At 38.0% G+C, this 18,673-nt stretch carries 14 protein-coding genes; 10 read left to right on the forward strand and 4 right to left on the reverse strand.

What is annotated here, in order from left to right; translation table 11 throughout:
* The first annotated feature begins 232 nt into the window (after nt 1-232).
* Together I6F47_RS04550 and I6F47_RS04555 are read left to right on the forward strand one after the other, a co-directional pair.
* Nucleotides 233-1,723: a SulP family inorganic anion transporter gene (locus tag I6F47_RS04550; protein ID WP_197183414.1), complete on the forward strand. Its 1,491-nt coding sequence runs from the start codon at nt 233-235 to the stop codon at nt 1,721-1,723.
* A gap of 10 nt (nt 1,724-1,733) precedes the next feature.
* Entirely contained in the window at nt 1,734-2,585 is an 852-nt protein-coding gene (locus I6F47_RS04555; RefSeq protein WP_197183415.1) for a universal stress protein, read from the forward strand.
* 87 nt (nt 2,586-2,672) lie between these two features.
* Here I6F47_RS04555 and I6F47_RS04560 read toward each other — a convergent pair whose 3' ends face one another.
* Entirely contained in the window at nt 2,673-3,590 is a 918-nt protein-coding gene (locus I6F47_RS04560) for a LysR family transcriptional regulator (RefSeq protein WP_197183416.1), read from the reverse strand.
* 117 nt (nt 3,591-3,707) lie between these two features.
* Between I6F47_RS04560 and I6F47_RS04565 the strand changes: the two genes are divergently transcribed.
* Nucleotides 3,708-4,331, forward strand: a complete 624-nt coding sequence (locus I6F47_RS04565; protein ID WP_197150885.1) for a glutathione S-transferase — start codon at nt 3,708-3,710, stop codon at nt 4,329-4,331.
* Between the two features lie 351 nt (nt 4,332-4,682).
* A complete protein-coding gene (locus I6F47_RS04570; protein ID WP_197150884.1) occupies nt 4,683-5,393 on the forward strand; it encodes a hypothetical protein in 711 nt (236 codons plus the stop codon).
* A gap of 72 nt (nt 5,394-5,465) precedes the next feature.
* On the opposite strand, the gene I6F47_RS04575 is transcribed toward I6F47_RS04570, so the two are convergent.
* Nucleotides 5,466-7,616: a 2Fe-2S iron-sulfur cluster-binding protein gene (locus I6F47_RS04575; RefSeq protein WP_197183417.1), complete on the reverse strand. Its 2,151-nt coding sequence runs from the start codon at nt 7,614-7,616 to the stop codon at nt 5,466-5,468.
* Between the two features lie 394 nt (nt 7,617-8,010).
* On the opposite strand from I6F47_RS04575, the gene nirB reads away from it, so the two are divergent.
* From nirB to I6F47_RS04605, 6 genes are all read left to right on the forward strand, one after another.
* A complete protein-coding gene (nirB, locus tag I6F47_RS04580) occupies nt 8,011-10,584 on the forward strand; it encodes a nitrite reductase large subunit NirB (RefSeq protein WP_197183418.1) in 2,574 nt (857 codons plus the stop codon).
* Complete coding sequence (nirD, locus tag I6F47_RS04585; RefSeq protein ID WP_002959861.1) at nt 10,571-10,924, forward strand: nitrite reductase small subunit NirD; 354 nt, start codon at nt 10,571-10,573, stop codon at nt 10,922-10,924. Before nirB ends, nirD begins: the two co-directional genes overlap by 14 nt.
* Before the next feature lie 9 nt (nt 10,925-10,933).
* Nucleotides 10,934-11,797 (forward strand): uroporphyrinogen-III C-methyltransferase, encoded by an 864-nt coding sequence (gene cobA / locus I6F47_RS04590; protein WP_197183419.1) that lies wholly within the window; start codon nt 10,934-10,936, stop codon nt 11,795-11,797.
* A 274-nt stretch (nt 11,798-12,071) separates the two neighbouring features.
* Nucleotides 12,072-13,334 (forward strand): nitrate regulatory protein, encoded by a 1,263-nt coding sequence (locus I6F47_RS04595; protein WP_165721824.1) that lies wholly within the window; start codon nt 12,072-12,074, stop codon nt 13,332-13,334.
* Nucleotides 13,335-13,613: 279 nt separating this feature from the next.
* Nucleotides 13,614-14,804, forward strand: coding sequence for a sensor histidine kinase (locus tag I6F47_RS04600; protein ID WP_165721825.1), 1,191 nt, complete (start codon nt 13,614-13,616; stop codon nt 14,802-14,804).
* Between the two features lie 58 nt (nt 14,805-14,862).
* Entirely contained in the window at nt 14,863-16,581 is a 1,719-nt protein-coding gene (locus tag I6F47_RS04605; RefSeq protein ID WP_007585212.1) for a two-component system response regulator, read from the forward strand.
* Between the two features lie 153 nt (nt 16,582-16,734).
* Here the strand turns inward: I6F47_RS04605 and I6F47_RS04610 are convergent, their stop codons facing one another.
* Nucleotides 16,735-17,184, reverse strand: coding sequence for a response regulator (locus tag I6F47_RS04610; RefSeq protein ID WP_165721826.1), 450 nt, complete (start codon nt 17,182-17,184; stop codon nt 16,735-16,737).
* On the reverse strand, nt 17,181-18,635 hold the full coding sequence (locus I6F47_RS04615; RefSeq protein ID WP_165721827.1) for a sensor histidine kinase: 1,455 nt from the start codon (nt 18,633-18,635) through the stop codon (nt 17,181-17,183). The genes I6F47_RS04610 and I6F47_RS04615 overlap by 4 nt, the downstream gene beginning before the upstream one ends.
* Between the last annotated feature and the right edge of the window lie 38 nt (nt 18,636-18,673).

Consider the following 18,673-nt stretch of genomic DNA (forward strand, 5'->3'; position numbering starts at 1 on the left):
CTATTTTTCTATTCGCTAGAAACAAACTTTTTCTTATGTTATTTTCACGTAGCTAGTAAATTAATTAATCAAAAAGGAGCTTTTTACTTGAAACTTACGCCGCCCTAGGCAACCACTCCCTTTTTCATCAGCACGTTGCGTGCACCCTTAATCGCCATCTGCGCGAGAATCATTGTTATTTAAATAAAATACTCCCCTATACTTTGGGAAACTAACTAATTAGGTTTATTACATGTTTGATCACGTAAAAAGAGATTGGCTCTCTAATGTTCGTGGTGATGTGCTTGCTGGTATTGTTGTGGCGCTTGCCCTAATACCGGAAGCTATTGCCTTTTCTATTATTGCGGGTGTTGATCCTAAAGTGGGTTTATACGCCTCATTTTGTATTGCGGTTATTATTGCCTTTGTAGGCGGACGCCCTGGCATGATATCGGCTGCTACCGGTGCAATGGCGCTGTTAATGGTGACGCTGGTTAAAGATCATGGTCTGGAATACTTACTGGTTGCTACCTTACTTACTGGTGTACTACAAATATTTGCAGGCTTTTTAAAGCTCGGTGAATTAATGCGGTTTGTATCGCGTTCTGTTGTAACAGGGTTTGTAAATGCGCTGGCGATTTTAATATTTATGGCACAGTTACCTGAGCTTACCAATGTTACTTGGCATGTTTATTCGATGACCGCAGCGGGTTTGGGTATTATTTACTTATTTCCGTATATTCCAACTATTGGCAAAATACTTCCCTCTCCTTTAGTGTGTATTGTTGTTATTACGCTGGTTTCACTGTTTTTAGGGCTTGATATAAGAACCGTTGGCGATATGGGCGAACTGCCAGACACCCTACCTATATTTTTATGGCCCGATGTACCGCTAACACTCGAAACGCTGCAAATTGTTTTACCGTATTCGATTGGTCTTGCGGTTGTGGGCTTACTTGAATCAATGATGACCGCCACTATTGTTGATGACTTAACTGATACAACGAGCGATCGTAATAAAGAGTGTAAAGGTCAAGGTATTGCCAATATTGGCGCAGGTTTATTTGGTGGTATGGCGGGTTGCGCCATGATTGGACAGTCAATCATTAACGTTAAATCGGGCGGTCGTGGACGACTTTCAACCTTTATTGCTGGTTTATTTTTAATCATCATGGTGGTGTTTTTAGATGAGTGGCTGCGTTTAATTCCTATGGCGGCATTAGTTGCAGTAATGATTATGGTGTCGATTGGTACATTCTCTTGGACATCCGTTAAAGATTTAAAAAAGAACCCGCTTTCGTCAAATGTAGTGATGATTTCCACCGTTATTGTGGTTGTTGCCACGCATAATCTAGCCATTGGCGTTTTAGTTGGCGTGTTGTTAGCTACGTTGTTTTTTGCGAACAAAATTGGTCGCTTTATGGTTGTTACAACTAAGCACGATGAAACTAAAAATCTAGTAACTTATGAAGTTGTAGGCCAGGTATTTTTTGCCTCAGCAGAGCAATTTATTGCTTCGTTCGATTTTAAAAGTGCGGTAACAAATGTTGTTATAGATTTAACCCATGCACATTTTTGGGATATAACCGGCGTATCGTCACTCGATAAGGTGGTTATTAAATTTAGACGCGAAGGCGCAACAGTTAATATTGTTGGTATGAATAGCGCAACCGAAACAGTTGTTGATAAGTTTGGCGTACATAACGACCCTAAAGAAGTAGATAAACTACTTGGCGGTCATTAAGGAGAATGTAATGAAAAAAATAATTACCTGTATCGATGGCTCTGTCATTACACACGCTGTAACCGAAGCTGCTATTTGGGCTTCAAAAAAGTTAGATAAATCAATTAGCTTTATACATATGCTTGAAAAAATACAACAAACTAATGTAGGTAACTACACCGGTACAATTGGTTTAGGTGCCCAATCGGCTTTGCTTGAAGAAATGACAAAACTCGATGAACACCGTAGTAAAGTTTCTTTAAAACTAGCAGATGAATTACTCGACTCGGTTGCTGTACAAGCAAAAATTGCTCATATTCAAAACTATGAATTAATTAAACGTCACGGTGATGTAATCGACGCTATTATTGATTTTAAAGATGATACTCGCTTAATCGTTATTGGTCGAAATGGTGTTGATCATCGTGTTGATTTAAATGCACTTGGTTCACACATCGAAACGCTCGTGCGTAGCGCCTCGCAACCAATATTGCTTATTTCTAGAAAGTTTAAGCAGCCTAAATCATTTATGATTGCGTACGATGGTCGCGAAACAGCCGACAAAGCACTGCAACAAGTCATTGATGGCGGTTTATTACATGGGCTTCATTGTCATTTAGTGAGTATTAATAATAATGAGAAGAACTTAGAAGAGAAGTTTCTTAACGCTCAGTTTAAGCTTAGTAGTATGGGTTTTGAAGTGTCTGCAAGCTTTTTAGAGGGCAATATTTTTGACTCGTTAATGCAATACAAAGAGCAAAATAACATTGATTTGATTGTTATGGGGGCTTTTGGGCACTCTAAGTTAAGGCAGTTTTTTGTGGGCAGTAATACCATTAAAATGCTCGAAAACAACGATGTGCCAGTTATTATATTAAAGTAAGTGGTTGTTTTAAGTAAGCACCACTTTTAAGTAAGCAACTGTTTTAAATTATATTTTAATGACCCACTTTAAAAAGCCTAAAATCACTTAACTGATTTTAGGCTTTTTTGTTTTTGGCTTAGCTTCAAACTTTTCAAATAAAAACTGAATAAACGACGTAACCTTTTGAGCCACAAACTTTCTATGCGGATAAATAGCAAATAAGCCAAACTCAAAGGTTTTATAGTCCCGCATAACCTGTACAAGCTTACCTGATGCAATATCGTCTCTCACCACTATTTCAGGGATTAAGCCAATACCGCCACCCGCTACAACCACCTCTTTTACAGCTTGTGGATTATTAACCGAAACACGCGAGTTTACGCTTGCCGTTAATGCCTCACCACTAGGTGAAACTAGAGGCCAATGGCGACCTATTTTAAAGTTGCTATCAATCACTGTGGCGTGTTGTTCAAGCTCATCAACACTCGCTGGTGCGCCAAAGCGCTGAATGTATTCGGCTGATGCACATAAAATTAAAGGGTAACTGGTAATTTGCCGCGCAATTAAATTAGAGTCAGACACACTGCCAATTCTTATTGCTAAATCAACCCCCTCTTCTAGCAAATCGATTGTTTTGTCTGAAAGCACTAAATCAATACTTAAATCAGGGTAGCGGCTCAGTAACTCAGGCATTAACGGCGCAAGATTTGATTCGCCAAACGACACCGGCGCACTCACCCTAAGCTTGCCGCTAGCAAGCGCTGTTTGACCCGATAAGTTATCGAGCATTTCGCTGTAGCTTTCAATTACAGGCACTACGCTTGCGTAATAACTTTGCCCCGCTTCGGTAATCGAAATTCTGCGCGTAGAGCGGTTAAATAATCTAACCCCTAAGTCTTGCTCTACAATGCCCACGTATTTACTAACCAGTGCCTTTGAAAGCCCTAGCCTGTCGCCTGCGGCTGTAAAAGAGCCTGTTTCAACAACCGCGATGATTGTTTTAATGCCAATAATAGTATCCATGATTGTCAATATAGCATTGACATTAATTCCTTACTAGCTTGGTTTTTCAAAACTGATAATAGTGAAAGAATAGCGTTATTAAAAACCACTATTCAAAATTAAAAAACAGGACAACCCATGAGCAACCTAACGCTATACCGTTTTACTTTATCTGGTCATTCACATCGTGCAGAGCTATTTACATCGCTTTTAAATCTTGATGTAAATATGGTTGATGTTGCATTGCAAAACGGCGCACAAAAGCAAGCTGACTTTCTAAAAATGAATATTTTTGGGCAAGTACCCGTACTTAAACATAACGATGACGTAATTAACGATTCAAACGCTATTTTGCTGTATTTGGCACAAAAATTTGATGCTAACAGAACCTGGTACCCTGAAGATGTAACTGTTCAAGCGCACATTCAGCGCTGGTTGAGCGTTGCTGCAGGGCTTGTGGCTTCAGGTCCGTGTTCGGCGCGTTTAGTTACTGTATTTGGCGCAGAGCTTGATCATCAAAACGCGATAAACATTGCCCACACATTATTTAAAACAATGGATGCGTATTTACAAAATCGCGAGTACTTAGTAGGCACTCAGCCAACTATTGCCGACATTGCCAACTTTTCGTACATAGCGCACGCACCAGAGGGCGGCGTATCACTTGAGCAATATCCCAATATTTTAAGATGGCTAAACAACGTTCGTAAACTTGATGGTTTTATAGCAATGCCTGAAACAAAAGCAGGTTTACTCGCTTAGTTTTAAGTTTTTAATACTGTTTTATAAGAGGCTATTAAGCCTCTTTTTTTGTATAGGTTAACTCTTTCTTTAATGATATTTATGATTGCCAATAACTTACATTAATAATGTGTAGAGCCAGCTGCAAATGTATTTTGGTACGCTATATTCAAAATAAGCCTAATAAAACTTAGGAAATACTTTTCAGGACAACCTTGGTTTAGTATTATTTTAGTAGGCAATGGAAGTATAATTCTTATATCAGCTTTAAGTGAATCGTGTAATTGTTAGTCGATTAAGTAAATACGAATATACGTACATCTACAAGGAGTTCAATCTATCAACTGGGTCAAAATAGAAAAAGTATTTCGGTTGTTTTTCCCCGAATTTTCCAACAAGGTTACTTGGGCTGTCATTATTGCAGGACTTGGTTTAACCTCATCTTCAATTCTACAAAATATTTTAAATGAAATTTTCACAAAAGAATTTAATATTAGAATTATTGGAAATTATGATTCTCTAGTAGGGTTAGCACTTATCACTTTGGGATTAATTCATAATATACTTTTACAAAGAGAAAAAACAAAAATAGAAGTAAATGGAATATTTGATAATGAAATAGAGAAGAAAACATTATCACGAGAACATGATGTTAAGCTTTATCAAAAAATAACTAAAGGCTTCGAAGAATTCTATCTAACAGAATATATATCCTCGCTAACGAGCGATCATTCATATAGCAGGAGTGATAAAGTAAGATTGCAAGACTTTATCTATTATTCACAAGAAACTGAGTACGATTTTCTCAATGCAGAATTAAATGTAAAATTTACTGAATTTGGTCAATCCTTATCAAAAATCATGAACTGGACGGCACTCCATTTTTTCCATCACCCCTCACATGTCGCTATGGAAAATCAAATATATTGCCTTTATCCCGAGCTTAATCCTGATCGTGGTGGGGAAGAGGATAATATTGGGAAGTATAATAAGCATGCACTTGAAATCATAAATTTAACTGATGACCTGTTAGAAAAATATAAACTATTTCGTAGCTGCGTTAAACGCGAACTATACATATAAAAGGGTAAAATGGAGGTCTCTAACCTCCAGCACCCACCATATGCTTTTAAAGTTCAAGCTCTATATTGATAACTATAGCTCTAAATCAAGCTCCTCAACGCCTTTAGCCGGTACGGCGCAGCAAATTAGCGCCTGCCCTGCCTCTACTGGGTAGCTTACGTTATTGCGATACACTACAGCGCCTGCGTTTATTTTTACGGCGCAACTGCCGCAGCTGCCATTTCGACAGCCAAATTCAGGTTCTAAACCATGGGATTCGGCTACATTAAGTATAGTGTTATCGCCTTTATTCCAGCGCTGCTCAAAGCCCGATTTGCTAAATTTAATTACAGTGTTGTCTGCTTCTTCAACGCTCATCTCTTTGCTTTTATTAGGCGCTTCGTTTGTGTTAAGTACTTTGCGCTTAATACTGGAGGGTCCAAATGCTTCCGCAAATATGTTTTTATCCTGCACACCGAGCAATAACAGTTCGTTATATACGTGCTGCATAAACGCAGCAGGTCCGCATAAAAAGAACTCGTAATCATCAAGTGGTAAATAGTATCTAAACACATCCGCATTTATGCGCCCTTTTAAATCAAAGCTTTTGTCTTTTAAATTAAAGCTCTCATCTTTTAAATTAAAGCCATCGCCTTGTTTTTCATTAAGCTCAGGCTGAGATAAAAGTGAGTAGTAATCAATTGCCCCGCCACTCGTATCTGCAAGTGTTTTCATCTCGTTATAAAACGCACGCTGCTGGGCATTTTTAGCACTGTGAAAAATATGCAACGGGCGTGTATAGCGGGTTCTTAACCCTTCGTGTGCAATATGTTTAGCCATTGAGATCATCGGTGTAATGCCTATTCCGCCACCAATCAATACCGCTGGTTTGGTACTGGTTGGGTCAATAAAAAACTGCCCTTGTGGGTATTTAGCTAAAATAACGTCGCCTACATTTACGTTATTATGAAAGTAGTTAGACACCTCGCCACTGAGTTCTTTTTTAATAGATAACCGATAAAATAGTTCATGAGGGCTTGATGACACGGTGTAGGTTCTAATAACAGGTTTGCTATTACTGTTATTGCTACTATTTTTACTTGGTATTTGGACCGTTAAGTGCTGCCCAGCTTTAAACGGTAACAAGGTTGTATTGTTATGCCCTTCTAAATAAAAGGAGGTAATTACATTACTTTCTTTAATTATTTTAGTTACTTTTAAAGGCTGCCACGTATGTTTTAGTTTTTCTGCTTGTTTATTTTTATCAGCTTCAAGCCATGTGCCTGTCATTTTAGTGTTAGGGGAATAAGCATCAAATTTGGCACTAAACGGGAGTAAATTTTTAAGCCACATTCCTTTGGTGAGGGTAAATTTCCAGCCTCGGTCTGCGCCAATAAAGCCTTCAAGCGCTGGGTGCCCGTCCCATAAAATTTCAACGCTGCCGGTAAGCATCAATACATTGCCCGTGTCGAAATCAGGAAATAACAAACCCGCTTTTGGGTTTAATAAAAAGTTACCCAAGGTATTAAAAAAATTGTTACCTGCGTAATCAGGAATCGTTAATGTGTTACCTTCGCGCTTTACAAAGCCCGGCAACCCACCACGGTGAGAAACATCAACCCCTTCAATTTTTGGATTGTTTTTAGCGGTTATAAAACTCGAAACAAAAAATGTATCGGCGGTGTCAATTAACGCACTAGCTGCGTTATCAAGTGTATTAAATTCAACTTTTTGTACCGCATTACTTTTAAGTAAAGGATCTCTATTAAACGTTAAGTCGCGCGTTTGAATATACTGCGGGCAATTTCCAAAGGATTGATCAACATTAAAACTCACTTTATTATTACTAATTGCCTCACCTACGCGCACATTTAAACGGTTACGCCTACGCGTGCCTAGCTCAATGCCTAATAAACCAATTGGCGAGCCGGCAATATTTAACGTGCCATGTAAGGGATCGTTTTTATCAACCGCGTGGGTCATTAATAACGACGTGGGTGTGGGGGAGTTTAAAAAACCTGGCTGCCCTGAAACAATAGATACCCACACATCGGCGTTTTCATCAACACTGCCTGCAACCACAAATGGTAACTGCTCAAAAAAGGCTTGATGCTGCTTTGGCATAAATGAGCGCACGGCACGTTTGCCAAATGTTGCCATTATTTCTCGTTTACCGAGTTTGTCTTGTATTGCCAGCTCGCCTTCGTGAAAAGGTGAAGCATCTATTGAGTTTGTGTTAGTCATTTTGCTCGTAATTCGTGTGCGTATTTCATGGGTTAAATTTAACTCAATACACAATCAATGATAATGGGTGTTTTATTGACTGATAATGCACAAAACAATGACAATACTTGCACCCTCTTAGTGCCAGACGCGCACCAACATATAACAAAGCAAGTTTTATCCTCACTCTAAAAACACATTAAATACTATTTAAACAATAACTTAAAAAACTGGCTGTATTTTTGCAAACATTCTATTAACAAGCCCGTTTTACTTACGGCAAAAATTTAGGTTGTGAGCACAATAGCTATTAGCAACCATCGGCAAAGAAGCCCGCACACAGTTATGCATATTGCGTATTTGTGGCGGGCTTTTTTGTTATTTGTATTTAAACCGTCACTTTAAGGAATGCCCTATGCAAACCTCGCAAAAAATACTCATTATTGGTAATGGTATGGTCGGACACCACTTTGTTGAGCAAATGCGCCAAAGCGATGCCAACGCAGACATTACTGTACTTTGCGGAGAAGCAAATCTTGCATACGATCGCGTGTACTTATCAAGTGTATTTGATGGCAAAACCGCCGCCGATTTAGCACTTACCACTCACGACAACTATAAACAACTCAATATTAATGTGCATACCAGCCAGTGGGTTGAGGGCATTGATAGATCAGCAAAAATAGTGACCACATTAACCGGTGAGCAATACCCGTACGACAAACTTATACTCGCGACAGGCTCATTTCCGTTTGTGCCGCCTATAAAAGGTAACGACCAACCCCATTGTTTGGTGTATCGCACATTAGAAGATTTAGAACAAATAAAAGCCAGTGCCGCTGTAAGTAAAAGCGGTGTTGTTATTGGTGGTGGTTTGTTGGGGCTTGAAGCCGCAAACGCCATTAAGCAACTAGGGCTTGATACCCACGTAGTTGAATTTGCGCCACAACTTATGGCTGTTCAACTTGATGGACAAGGCGGTACGCTACTAAAAAATAAAATAGAAAAACTTGGCGTAACAGTACATACATCAAAAGCAACCAGCGAAATAGTAAAAGGCGAAACCAGTCGCTTTAGATTAAATTTTTCGGACGAGTCATTTTTAGAAACAGATCTGATTTTGTTCTCTGCCGGTATTCGCCCGTATGATCAGCTAGGTAAAATTGCTGATTTAGAACTCGGTGAGCGCGGCGGTATTATCATTAATAATCAATGCCAAACGTCAGATCCTGATATTTTAGCCATTGGTGAATGTGCCCTGTGGGACAAAAAACTATTTGGCTTAGTAGCGCCGGGTTACAACATGGCGCGCGTTGCAGCGAGTCAATTAAGTGGTGGCGAGCTTGAGTTTTTAGGTGCCGATATGAGCACCAAACTTAAGCTATTAGGCGTAGAAGTAGGCTCAATTGGCGACGCTCATGCAAAAACGCCAGACTGCAAAGAACTTATATATCAAGATGCTATTCGCGGCTGTTATAAAAAAATAATACTAAGTGAAAAAGGCGATAAATTACTGGGCGCTGTACTTGTTGGCGATACCAGCGATTACGATACTTTATTGCAGTACATGCTTAACGACATGGACTTACCTGAAAACCCTGAGTGTTTAATTTTACCAGACAGCAGCGGCGCGCCGTCGTTATCTGGCAGTGCCCTACCCGACACCGCCACTATTTGTTCGTGTCACAATGTGAGTAAAGGCGACATTGTAGGCGCGATTGATGGCGGCTCATGCGATTTAGCATCGGTAAAATCATGCACTAAAGCAGCAAGCGGCTGTGGCGGTTGTGCTGCGTTACTAAAATCAGTTGTTGATAACGAATTAGCAAGTCGCGGAGTTGAAGTTAACAACCATGTATGTGAGCACTTTGCGTATTCACGCCAAGAACTACTGCATATGGTAAAAGTAGAAAGCATTAAAAGCTTTGATGACTTACTAACTAAACACGGCAGCGGTCATGGCTGTGAAATATGTAAACCTGCCATTGGCTCTATTTTAGCCTCAACATGGAACGACTTCATTTTAGAACCCGCCCATGTTGGCTTACAAGACACTAACGATACGTACCTAGCAAATATGCAAAAAGATGGTTCGTACTCTGTAGTACCGCGTATTGCTGGTGGCGAAATAACCCCCGACAAACTCATTGTAATTGGACAAGTAGCAAAAGACTTTAACCTGTACTGCAAAGTCACTGGTGGTCAACGTATTGATTTATTTGGTGCGCGCTTAGAAGAACTTCCTGTTATTTGGGAGCGACTTATAGAAGCTGGATTTGAGACAGGTCATGCTTATGGTAAGTCTCTTAGAACCGTTAAATCATGCGTGGGTAGTACGTGGTGTCGTTATGGTGTGCAAGACAGCGTTGGACACGCAATAGAAATAGAAAACCGCTACAAAGGGTTACGTGCACCGCATAAATTTAAAATGGCGGTATCGGGTTGTACCCGCGAATGCGCCGAAGCACAAAGTAAAGATATTGGCATTATAGCTACCGAAAACGGCTGGAACTTATACGTGTGTGGTAATGGCGGTATGCGCCCTCGCCATGCTGATTTATTTGCGACCGATTTAGACACGCCAACACTGATTAAATACATTGACCGCGTGATTATGTTTTACATTAAAACAGCTGACAAATTACAACGTACGTCGGTATGGATGGAAAATCTTGAAGGCGGTTTAGACTACCTTAAAAGCGTAGTTATTGACGACAGCTTAGGTATTTGCGACGAGTTAGAAGCGCAAATGGAATTAATTACACAAACCTATGCGTGTGAGTGGAAAAAAGCAATTGAAAGCCCAGATTCTGCCAAACGATTCCGCCAGTTTGTTAATAGCCCCGAAACCGACGACAACATTTTATTTGTGCAAGAGCGTAACCAAATTCGCCCTGCTACAGAAGCCGAAAAACGTGAGCAACGTAATAAACAAAACCGTATTCCAGTAATGGAAGTTGAAGAGGAGCAAGCTGATGTCTTGGCATAATATTGGAACAATCGACAACCTAGTGGCTAATAGCGGCGTATGCGCATTAGTTAATAATCAGCAAGTGGCTATTTTTTACATTCCACAAAATCCAACGGCTGTGTTTGCTATTAGTAACTACGACCCGATTGGCAAAGCTAATGTATTATCACGTGGCATTATTGGCTCAATCGACAATAAATTAGTTGTCGCATCGCCTTTATATAAGCAACACTTTTGCCTAGAAACAGGCGAATGCTTAGAAGCAGAAGCAATACACTTACCGGTTTTTAATGCAAAAATTGAAGACGGCAGTGTATTTATAAGCTCTGAACCAAAAGTTACAACAGCTGTGGCTTAGGGGAATAGTATGAGTGTATTGTCTTATTTTTCGGGTATTGAAAACGTGTGGCTAAATAAGCTTGTTGCTAAGCTAACGAGCTCAAATAGTCGCAGTGCTAAAAGCGGCAATGTTTATATAATTGGTGCGGGCCCAGGAGACGCTGAGCTAATTACGGTAAAAGCGCAGCGATTAATTAATACCGCCGATATTGTTTTATACGATTGGTTAGTAAGCGATGATTTATTAAAAACGCTTCCTAATAAAGCCCTGCGGGTATTTGTAGGTAAACGTGCTGGTAAGCATTCGATGACCCAAGCTAACATTTGCGAACTACTGGTTAAATACGGACAACAAGGCTTAAACGTAGTGCGTTTAAAAGGCGGTGATCCGAGTATATTTGCACGTATTAACGAAGAAGCCGATGCGCTAACTAAGCATAATATTAATTTTGCGATTGTTCCGGGTGTAACAACGGCTTGTGCGACTTCTGCTTATACAGGTATTCCGCTAACAGCACGCGATGTAGCGCGTAGTGTTACATTTTTAACGGCGCAGTTTGCCGATCCTAACAAGCAACCTCATTGGCAAAATTACGCGTTTATGCCAGGAAACAACAACCCTACTTTAGTGGTTTATATGGGGCTTTCGCGCTTACAAGCGCTAAGCAACGGTTTGCAATCAGTGGGCTGGCCAAGTAATACACCCATTGCACTAATAGAGAATGCCACTACCACTAAGCAAAAAGTAATTACCAGTACGCTTGAGCATGTTGTAAGTGAGCATGATAAACACAACCTTCAAGGCCCTACCCTAATTATGATTGGCGAAGTAATAAATCATAAAATGGCTATCAGCCCAGAGTTACTAAACAGTATTAATGTTAACGCATGATAGATAATGAATAATGCACTTTTCGCGCTTACTACCTCCCCAGGAGTAGGCGCATTTTTTGTTTTTAATTTGGGTTCAAGTTGTGTGCAATAACATGTTTAAATGCACCAAATAAGTTAAAAGTAATGGCAATTTAAATTATAGAAATACAGTGATAAACAAAAATTACACTTTAAGCAATTGTATTAGCTTGATTTTAAATTCAATGATGAAATTTATTAATGATTGGAACAGTGGTTGCACTTTAAAAACAAAAAAGTGTGGAATAATACCAATGGCGACAAGCAATCCTCTCACAAAACAGTTTTTATTAGCGGCTAAATATCAAGAAATACATGCCCTAAAGCAATTACAAAACAGTTGTGCCTCGCTTACTAAATTAGGCGATTTTGTACACCAGTTACAAAAAGAGCGCGCGATGAGTAATATATTTTTGGCCTCAAATCGCGAGCGATTCAAAAGCCAATTACAAGAGCAGATCCCTTTAAGCAACAGCGCACAAACTGATTTTTATGATTCACTTAAGCAAACATTTATAAACGACAACGCCGATACTGGCCATACTCGGTTATTTAATTTAATTACCTATAGCTTACAAGCACTCGATGCATTACCGGTATTGCGCAAGCAAATAGCACAACAAAACATTAGTGCGGTACATGCTACGCAGTCATTCACTCAGTTAATTGCTAGTTTACTCAATATTATTTTAGAGGCAGCTGATGGCGCAAGCGATCCCAAAATAACGCGCTTATTAGTCGCATTTTTTAATTTTATGCAAGGTAAAGAATACGCAGGACAAGAGCGTGCCTGTGGTGCACAAGCATTTGCAGCGAGTAAATTTACCACAGAACAAAAACAACAACTCGCGCATTTTGTACAAGAGCAAAACCACAGCTTTGACTTTTTTAATGAGTACGCCGATGCGCACCTTTTAAAATGTTTTGGCACACTAACAACGCATCAGGTTAATAATCAGGTAGAGCAACTTAGAAGTTTACTGCAAAAGCTCGATGACGAGAACGCTCAACCGCTCTCACAACTGAGCGAAGTATGGTACGAAGTAACCACTACGCGCATAGATATAATGCACAAAATTGAACAAAATATAGCAGATCAGTTAATTGATACCGCAGCAATGCAAATAGCCTGTGCTCAACGTAGCTTAAATACAAATAAGCAGGTACTTAACAATATGGTAGAGCAACACATAGCCCCTACTTTTGGCCAATTAGCCGTTAAGCAACCAGAGCCAGAAGTGAGCCAAAACATAGCGGCCGATAAGCTCAATAGTAATAAAAGTATGTACGATTTAATTATCGAGCAAAGCCAGCATATTAAACAAATAAACCAAGCGTTACTTGATGCTAAAAAAGTAATTAGTGAGCAAAAGGTAATTCACCAAGCCAAGTACATACTTATTGAGCAGTTAAAGCTCACTGAAGAGCAAGCCCATAAACAGCTACAAAAACAAGCAATGGATACGCATAAAACCTTATTTAGCGTAGCGCAAACAATTATACAAATGAGCGATTAAATATGCTGTTTTTACTTGGGCATGTTGATCTTTAGTAAGAACACTACCCAACATAATACTTATTTATTCAGTCATAAATTTCACGATCAGACTTAGTTTTACCTTATTAGAAAATAGATTCATAAGCTACTGACTATAATAAGGTAAGGCTTTAATTTGGCGTTAATTTATAAAGTGAATAATTCAACACATTCAAAATAATCAACTACAATAAGTTAATCATTTGTTGCATCTCATTTTAATGAGGCATATTTATTTAATACTGTTGTAGGAGTTTGAATGCCCAATGTAGAGAGTTATTTAGAAGGTGTATCATTAATAGATGAGCAGCAATTAACGACTTCTCTTGATAATGACATTCAAACAAGCTTAAAAAGCTTTGCTGAGCTAATTTTAAACATTTTTGATGCAAGCTCATTCTCTATTGTTGCTAACCTGCCTCAACGTGCTGTCGAGCTATATAAATCAGGTTCAAAAATAACAGTAGCTAAAGAGCAACTATCTGATGACGTTTTTAATGAATCGATTATCGAGCATGCTCCTAAAATATTTAGAGTGGTATCACCTATTATTTTGCCCTCAAACCTTAAATTTGGATGGTTTATATTTGACCGAGCAAGTGATTCACTACTTACCGAAAAAGAAAAATTAATCTTAAATAGTTTACAAAAAAACTTTGTTAATCAGTTAGTCCAACGTAAAAATTCATTAGATAAAATAAACAGTTCTAAGTTTCACTCAACAATTAGCGAGCTAAAAAAAGACGAAACTGAAAAAGATCGCCTAATCAAAAAATTACAAAAAATGAGCGATGAACTAGATGAATTTACCAGTATTGCTTCACACGATCTAAAGTCACCATTAAATGCTATAAAACGTTTATTAGAGTGGATTTATGATGACTGTAAAGATTTACTCCCTCAAGAGCACCTAGAAAACTTTCAGCTTGTGCTCAGCCGGGCTAATAGAATGCAAGTACTGCTAGAAGATTTACTAAGCTACTCGAGAATAAATAGCTGTGATTCAACTCATGCAAACATATCTTTAGAAAGTATTTACCAAGATATAGAACAAATTTTAGAAGTTCCACAAGCTGTCACTGTTGATATACACGCCAATAACGAAGTACTCGATATACCGCTGATCCCTTTTAAAACTGTTTTTCAAAATCTTATTAGTAATGCAATAAAACATAACAATAAAGAGCACCCGGTTATCGATATTTCACTTATCCCCTCTAATCAATATTACATTATTGAGATAACAGATAATGGCCCTGGAATTGACCCTAAATATTTTTCACTCATATTTAAGTTATTTCAGACATTGCAATCTCGAGATGATGTTGAAGGGAGCGGCATTGGACTCTGTATTGCCAATAAGCTCATTATTAATTATGGGGGCAAAATTGAAGTAGCCTCCGATGGGGAACTTGGCAGTACATTCACTATTTATTGGCCCAAAGTTTAACTATGAAATTATCAATTATAAACGAGCATCATGTAGATGCTGCTCTTAGAAGGAACTTATGAATATTTTAATTGTTGATGATGACTTAGTTGATCGCAAATTAATTAAAAAAATGCTTATTTCTGATGGCTCTCATCATCATGACATTACCGAGGTAACGTGCGTATCCGAGGGCTTGAAAGCCATTGAAGACACGCACTTTGATATAATACTACTCGATTATAATATGCCTAAAGAAGATGGCATTGAAATGCTAATTGAAATGCGTGCAAAGCCTAAACTCGGTAACACCGCAATTATCATGATTAGCTCCTCAGAGAACTCAGCTTTGGCTATTGAGTGTATAGAAGCAGGCGCTCAAGACTTTTTACCAAAAGGTGATATAACGAGGGATAGTTTAAATAAAGCGCTTATATATGCCAAAAAACGCTTCGAGGCAGAACAACGTATGCACAACAGTTATCTTGCTGTAAAGCATATGGCAGAACGGGATCAGCTTACTGGTTTGTCTAATCGATATCATTTTGAAGAAATACTAAAAGTAATGATAGCTAACAATAAACGTGCTAAAAACTGCGTGGCATTACTTGCTTTAGATTTAGATAACTTCAAAAATATTAATGATACGCTTGGGCATAGTGTCGGCGACGAAATTTTAATACAAACAGTAGAAAGGATTCATAGTTGCCTGAGGCAAAATGAAGGATTTGCACGCTTAGGAGGCGATGAATTTGCAGTTATAATAGGTGGAATTTGCAATATTAATCAAATAGGTATGATAGCAAATAGAATTTTAGCAGAAGTTTCTAAACCCTTTTTGCATGAAGGCAGAACTTTAAATTGCAGTGTTAGCATTGGAAGCGCCATATACCCAAATGATGCTACTGAATCTCATGAACTGCTAAAATGTGCTGATATTGCAATGTATCGCTCAAAGCAAAGTGGTAAAAGTAGAATAAGCTTTTACAAAGAACAATATCAATATGAATTTAGTCGTCGGGTAGATATTCAAAATAGTATAAAAGAGCATATAGAGGAAAAAAACTTTAGGCTATTTTATCAACCTGTTTATTGTTCAAAAACACAAATAATGACAGGTGTCGAAGCCCTTATCCGTTGGCCAGATACAACCGTTAATTATACCCCCGATGAGTTTATTCCTATTGCTGAAGAGTGCCGATTAATAGCCCCTCTTGGAAAATGGATAATTGCGAGCGCTTTAAAGCAGTTATCTTTGTGGCAGAAAGACTATCAAACGCCGTTAACTCTATCTATTAATATTTCACCGATACAGCTGCAAAGAGAAGTTTTACAAACGTATCTATTAGAGACGGTCGAAAAATACAATTTAAAAACCAGTAGTATTATTCTGGAAATAACAGAAACAGCTTTTATGGAAAACAGTAAAGAAGTGATTGAGATATTAACTTCTCTGTCTAATAAAGGGTTTAGGATTGCTTTGGACGATTTTGGTATGGGTTATTCATCCATATCTCACCTTATTTCCTACCCTATTGATATAGTAAAATTAGACAAAAGCATGCAATCGTTAGGTGGAGAAAATAATAAGCGATTAAAAATAATCGAGAGCTTATCTTTAATGCTGAAGAAACTAGATTTTTCTGTGGTAGCTGAAGGAATCGAAACTGAAACCCAGCATCAGCTGTGTAAAAAATTAAATATAGACTACTTGCAAGGTTTTCTCTTTTCAAAGCCTATGCCTGTAAACGAAATTAATTTGCTGCTCGATGACTATAGTAAAAAAATAAGCCTTTAATAAATAGGTTATTTTGAGCCTTTGTAAAATTGAAGCTTAAATCAAACACCTGTGTAACCTTAAGCTAAAAACCTTTGGTTTGTGCCACATACTCAAACTAAAGGCTCTCCAATTGGCACAGCCTAGCGGGTTAAAACCTAAAACACATGCAAATCAGCTGTGTTTTTTCAAATGCTGACCGATGACAGCCAATACTTTTTCTTTTAACTCTGCTGCCTGAAAGCTTCCTTTTACAAGGTAACCTTTAACAAAATCGTGTGACATTATAATCTTTTTTTCTTCTTCTCTTTCTGATGAGCTAAACATCATAACCACACAAGAGCTGATTTCTATCATCTTCCTCAGTTTAGAAAACTCTTCTAAAAACTGAATACCATTGACTCTTGGCATATTGATGTCCAAAAATATGAGTATTGGAGGAAATCCATCAGGGTACTCTTTTCTGTTAGCTTCATAATTTTCTAGAAATTCTAATGCTTCCTGGCCATCTTTTTTTTCAAAAATTGTAAGATCTAATTCAGCCTCTTTAATTAATCTTTTAAGAATATACCGGTCAACTTCATTGTCATCGACAATTAATATAGGGGGTTTAATTTTTGTCATGTTAGCTTATCCATTGGTATTATTATTTTAAACGTCGTACCTTCATCAGAGCTTTGCAGTGATACTTCACCATTTAAATACTCAATATGTTTTTTAACCAGCGCCATCCCTAAACCAGACCCCGTACTTGTCTGTGCATGAAATCGCTTAAACATATCAAACACTTCACTTTGATGCTTTTGTGGTATTCCCATTCCGTTATCTGTAACAGTAATAAAAAACGTCTCTTGCTCATTAAAAATATCACAGCGGACATAAGGCGAGTCTTTATTTCTATCGTAATACTTCAACCCGTTTGAAATTAAGTTTTCAATAATTTGAGCAAAACGCGCTTTTTCCGACCTTATAGGTACTGATAAATTAATTGTTGTTTCGAGCGTACAAGGGTTATCTTTCATGAGCCAAGACAGTCGTTCTTTCATATCAATAATTAACTGACTAAAGTCAATTAAATCTTTATCCTCATTACCAATTTCAGCTTTGGCTAACAATAAAATATCAACAACAAGTGTTTCTAACTTTTCCATTTGTTGATAAATAACCAGTGCATTTCGGCTTGCTTCCTCTGTGTCTCCCGCTTTTATATCTTCAATAACAAAATGCGCTAAGGATTTAGCCCCTGACAGCGGTGACTTCAGGTCATGGGAAGCCCGATAAGCAAACTGGGCAAGCTCATCATTTGCTTGCTGCAGGGAAGCTGTCTGGCTGTTTATAATCTCTTTGAGTTCAATACTGTTTTCAATATTTAAAAGATCATTTTTAATTCGCTGTCTGGCCGCGATAACGAGTGCTTTTAATTCACCCGACGTTTTTATATCAAGTTCATCGTCTAGATTAATATTGTTTTCGGGCTTACTTGATAAAAGTAGAGTTAGATTTCGAATAGAGCTCGATATTGTGCGAGAAAGATAACTTATAAAAAGAATATTAAAAAAAGATATGATTATAACAAGTGGAATTAACGTCATTAGTATAAACGATACTGTTTTTCTAATTGGTTCCTCAAACAGCTCCGTGTTTTTATTAAAGCCACTTAGCGAAGTATTAAGATTTAGTAAAAAAGCGTCTCTACTAAGTTCCCCCTTTTTATACTGATTAACTGACAATAAGGCTTTATCAGCAATTTCAATATCGTTTTCACAGATTGTTAATGTATGTTCTGTGTTAATAACCTTCATAACAGCATAATTTAACGGGTTTATTTGTTCAATACATTCAATTGGTTGCTGCCTAATTAACAATATATCCGACTCAATGGTATTTATATCTATGGGGATATCATTTTCTATTTTTTTAACTGACTTGGTAAGTTGATGTGTATACTTTAAATGAAGAAAGTTAAGTTGATGAAACTTAGCTCCTTTAGCTATTTCAAAAGCTGAGTAGACAGTAATACTTATCTCTGCTGCAGTTAATACTACAATAAGCATCAGTTTTCTTGAGATATTCATATACGACACCTATTTTAGCTACTAACCCAACAATTTTT

Source organism: Pseudoalteromonas sp. NZS37 (assembly GCF_015864265.1).
Taxonomy (GTDB): Bacteria; Pseudomonadota; Gammaproteobacteria; order Enterobacterales; family Alteromonadaceae; genus Pseudoalteromonas; species Pseudoalteromonas arctica.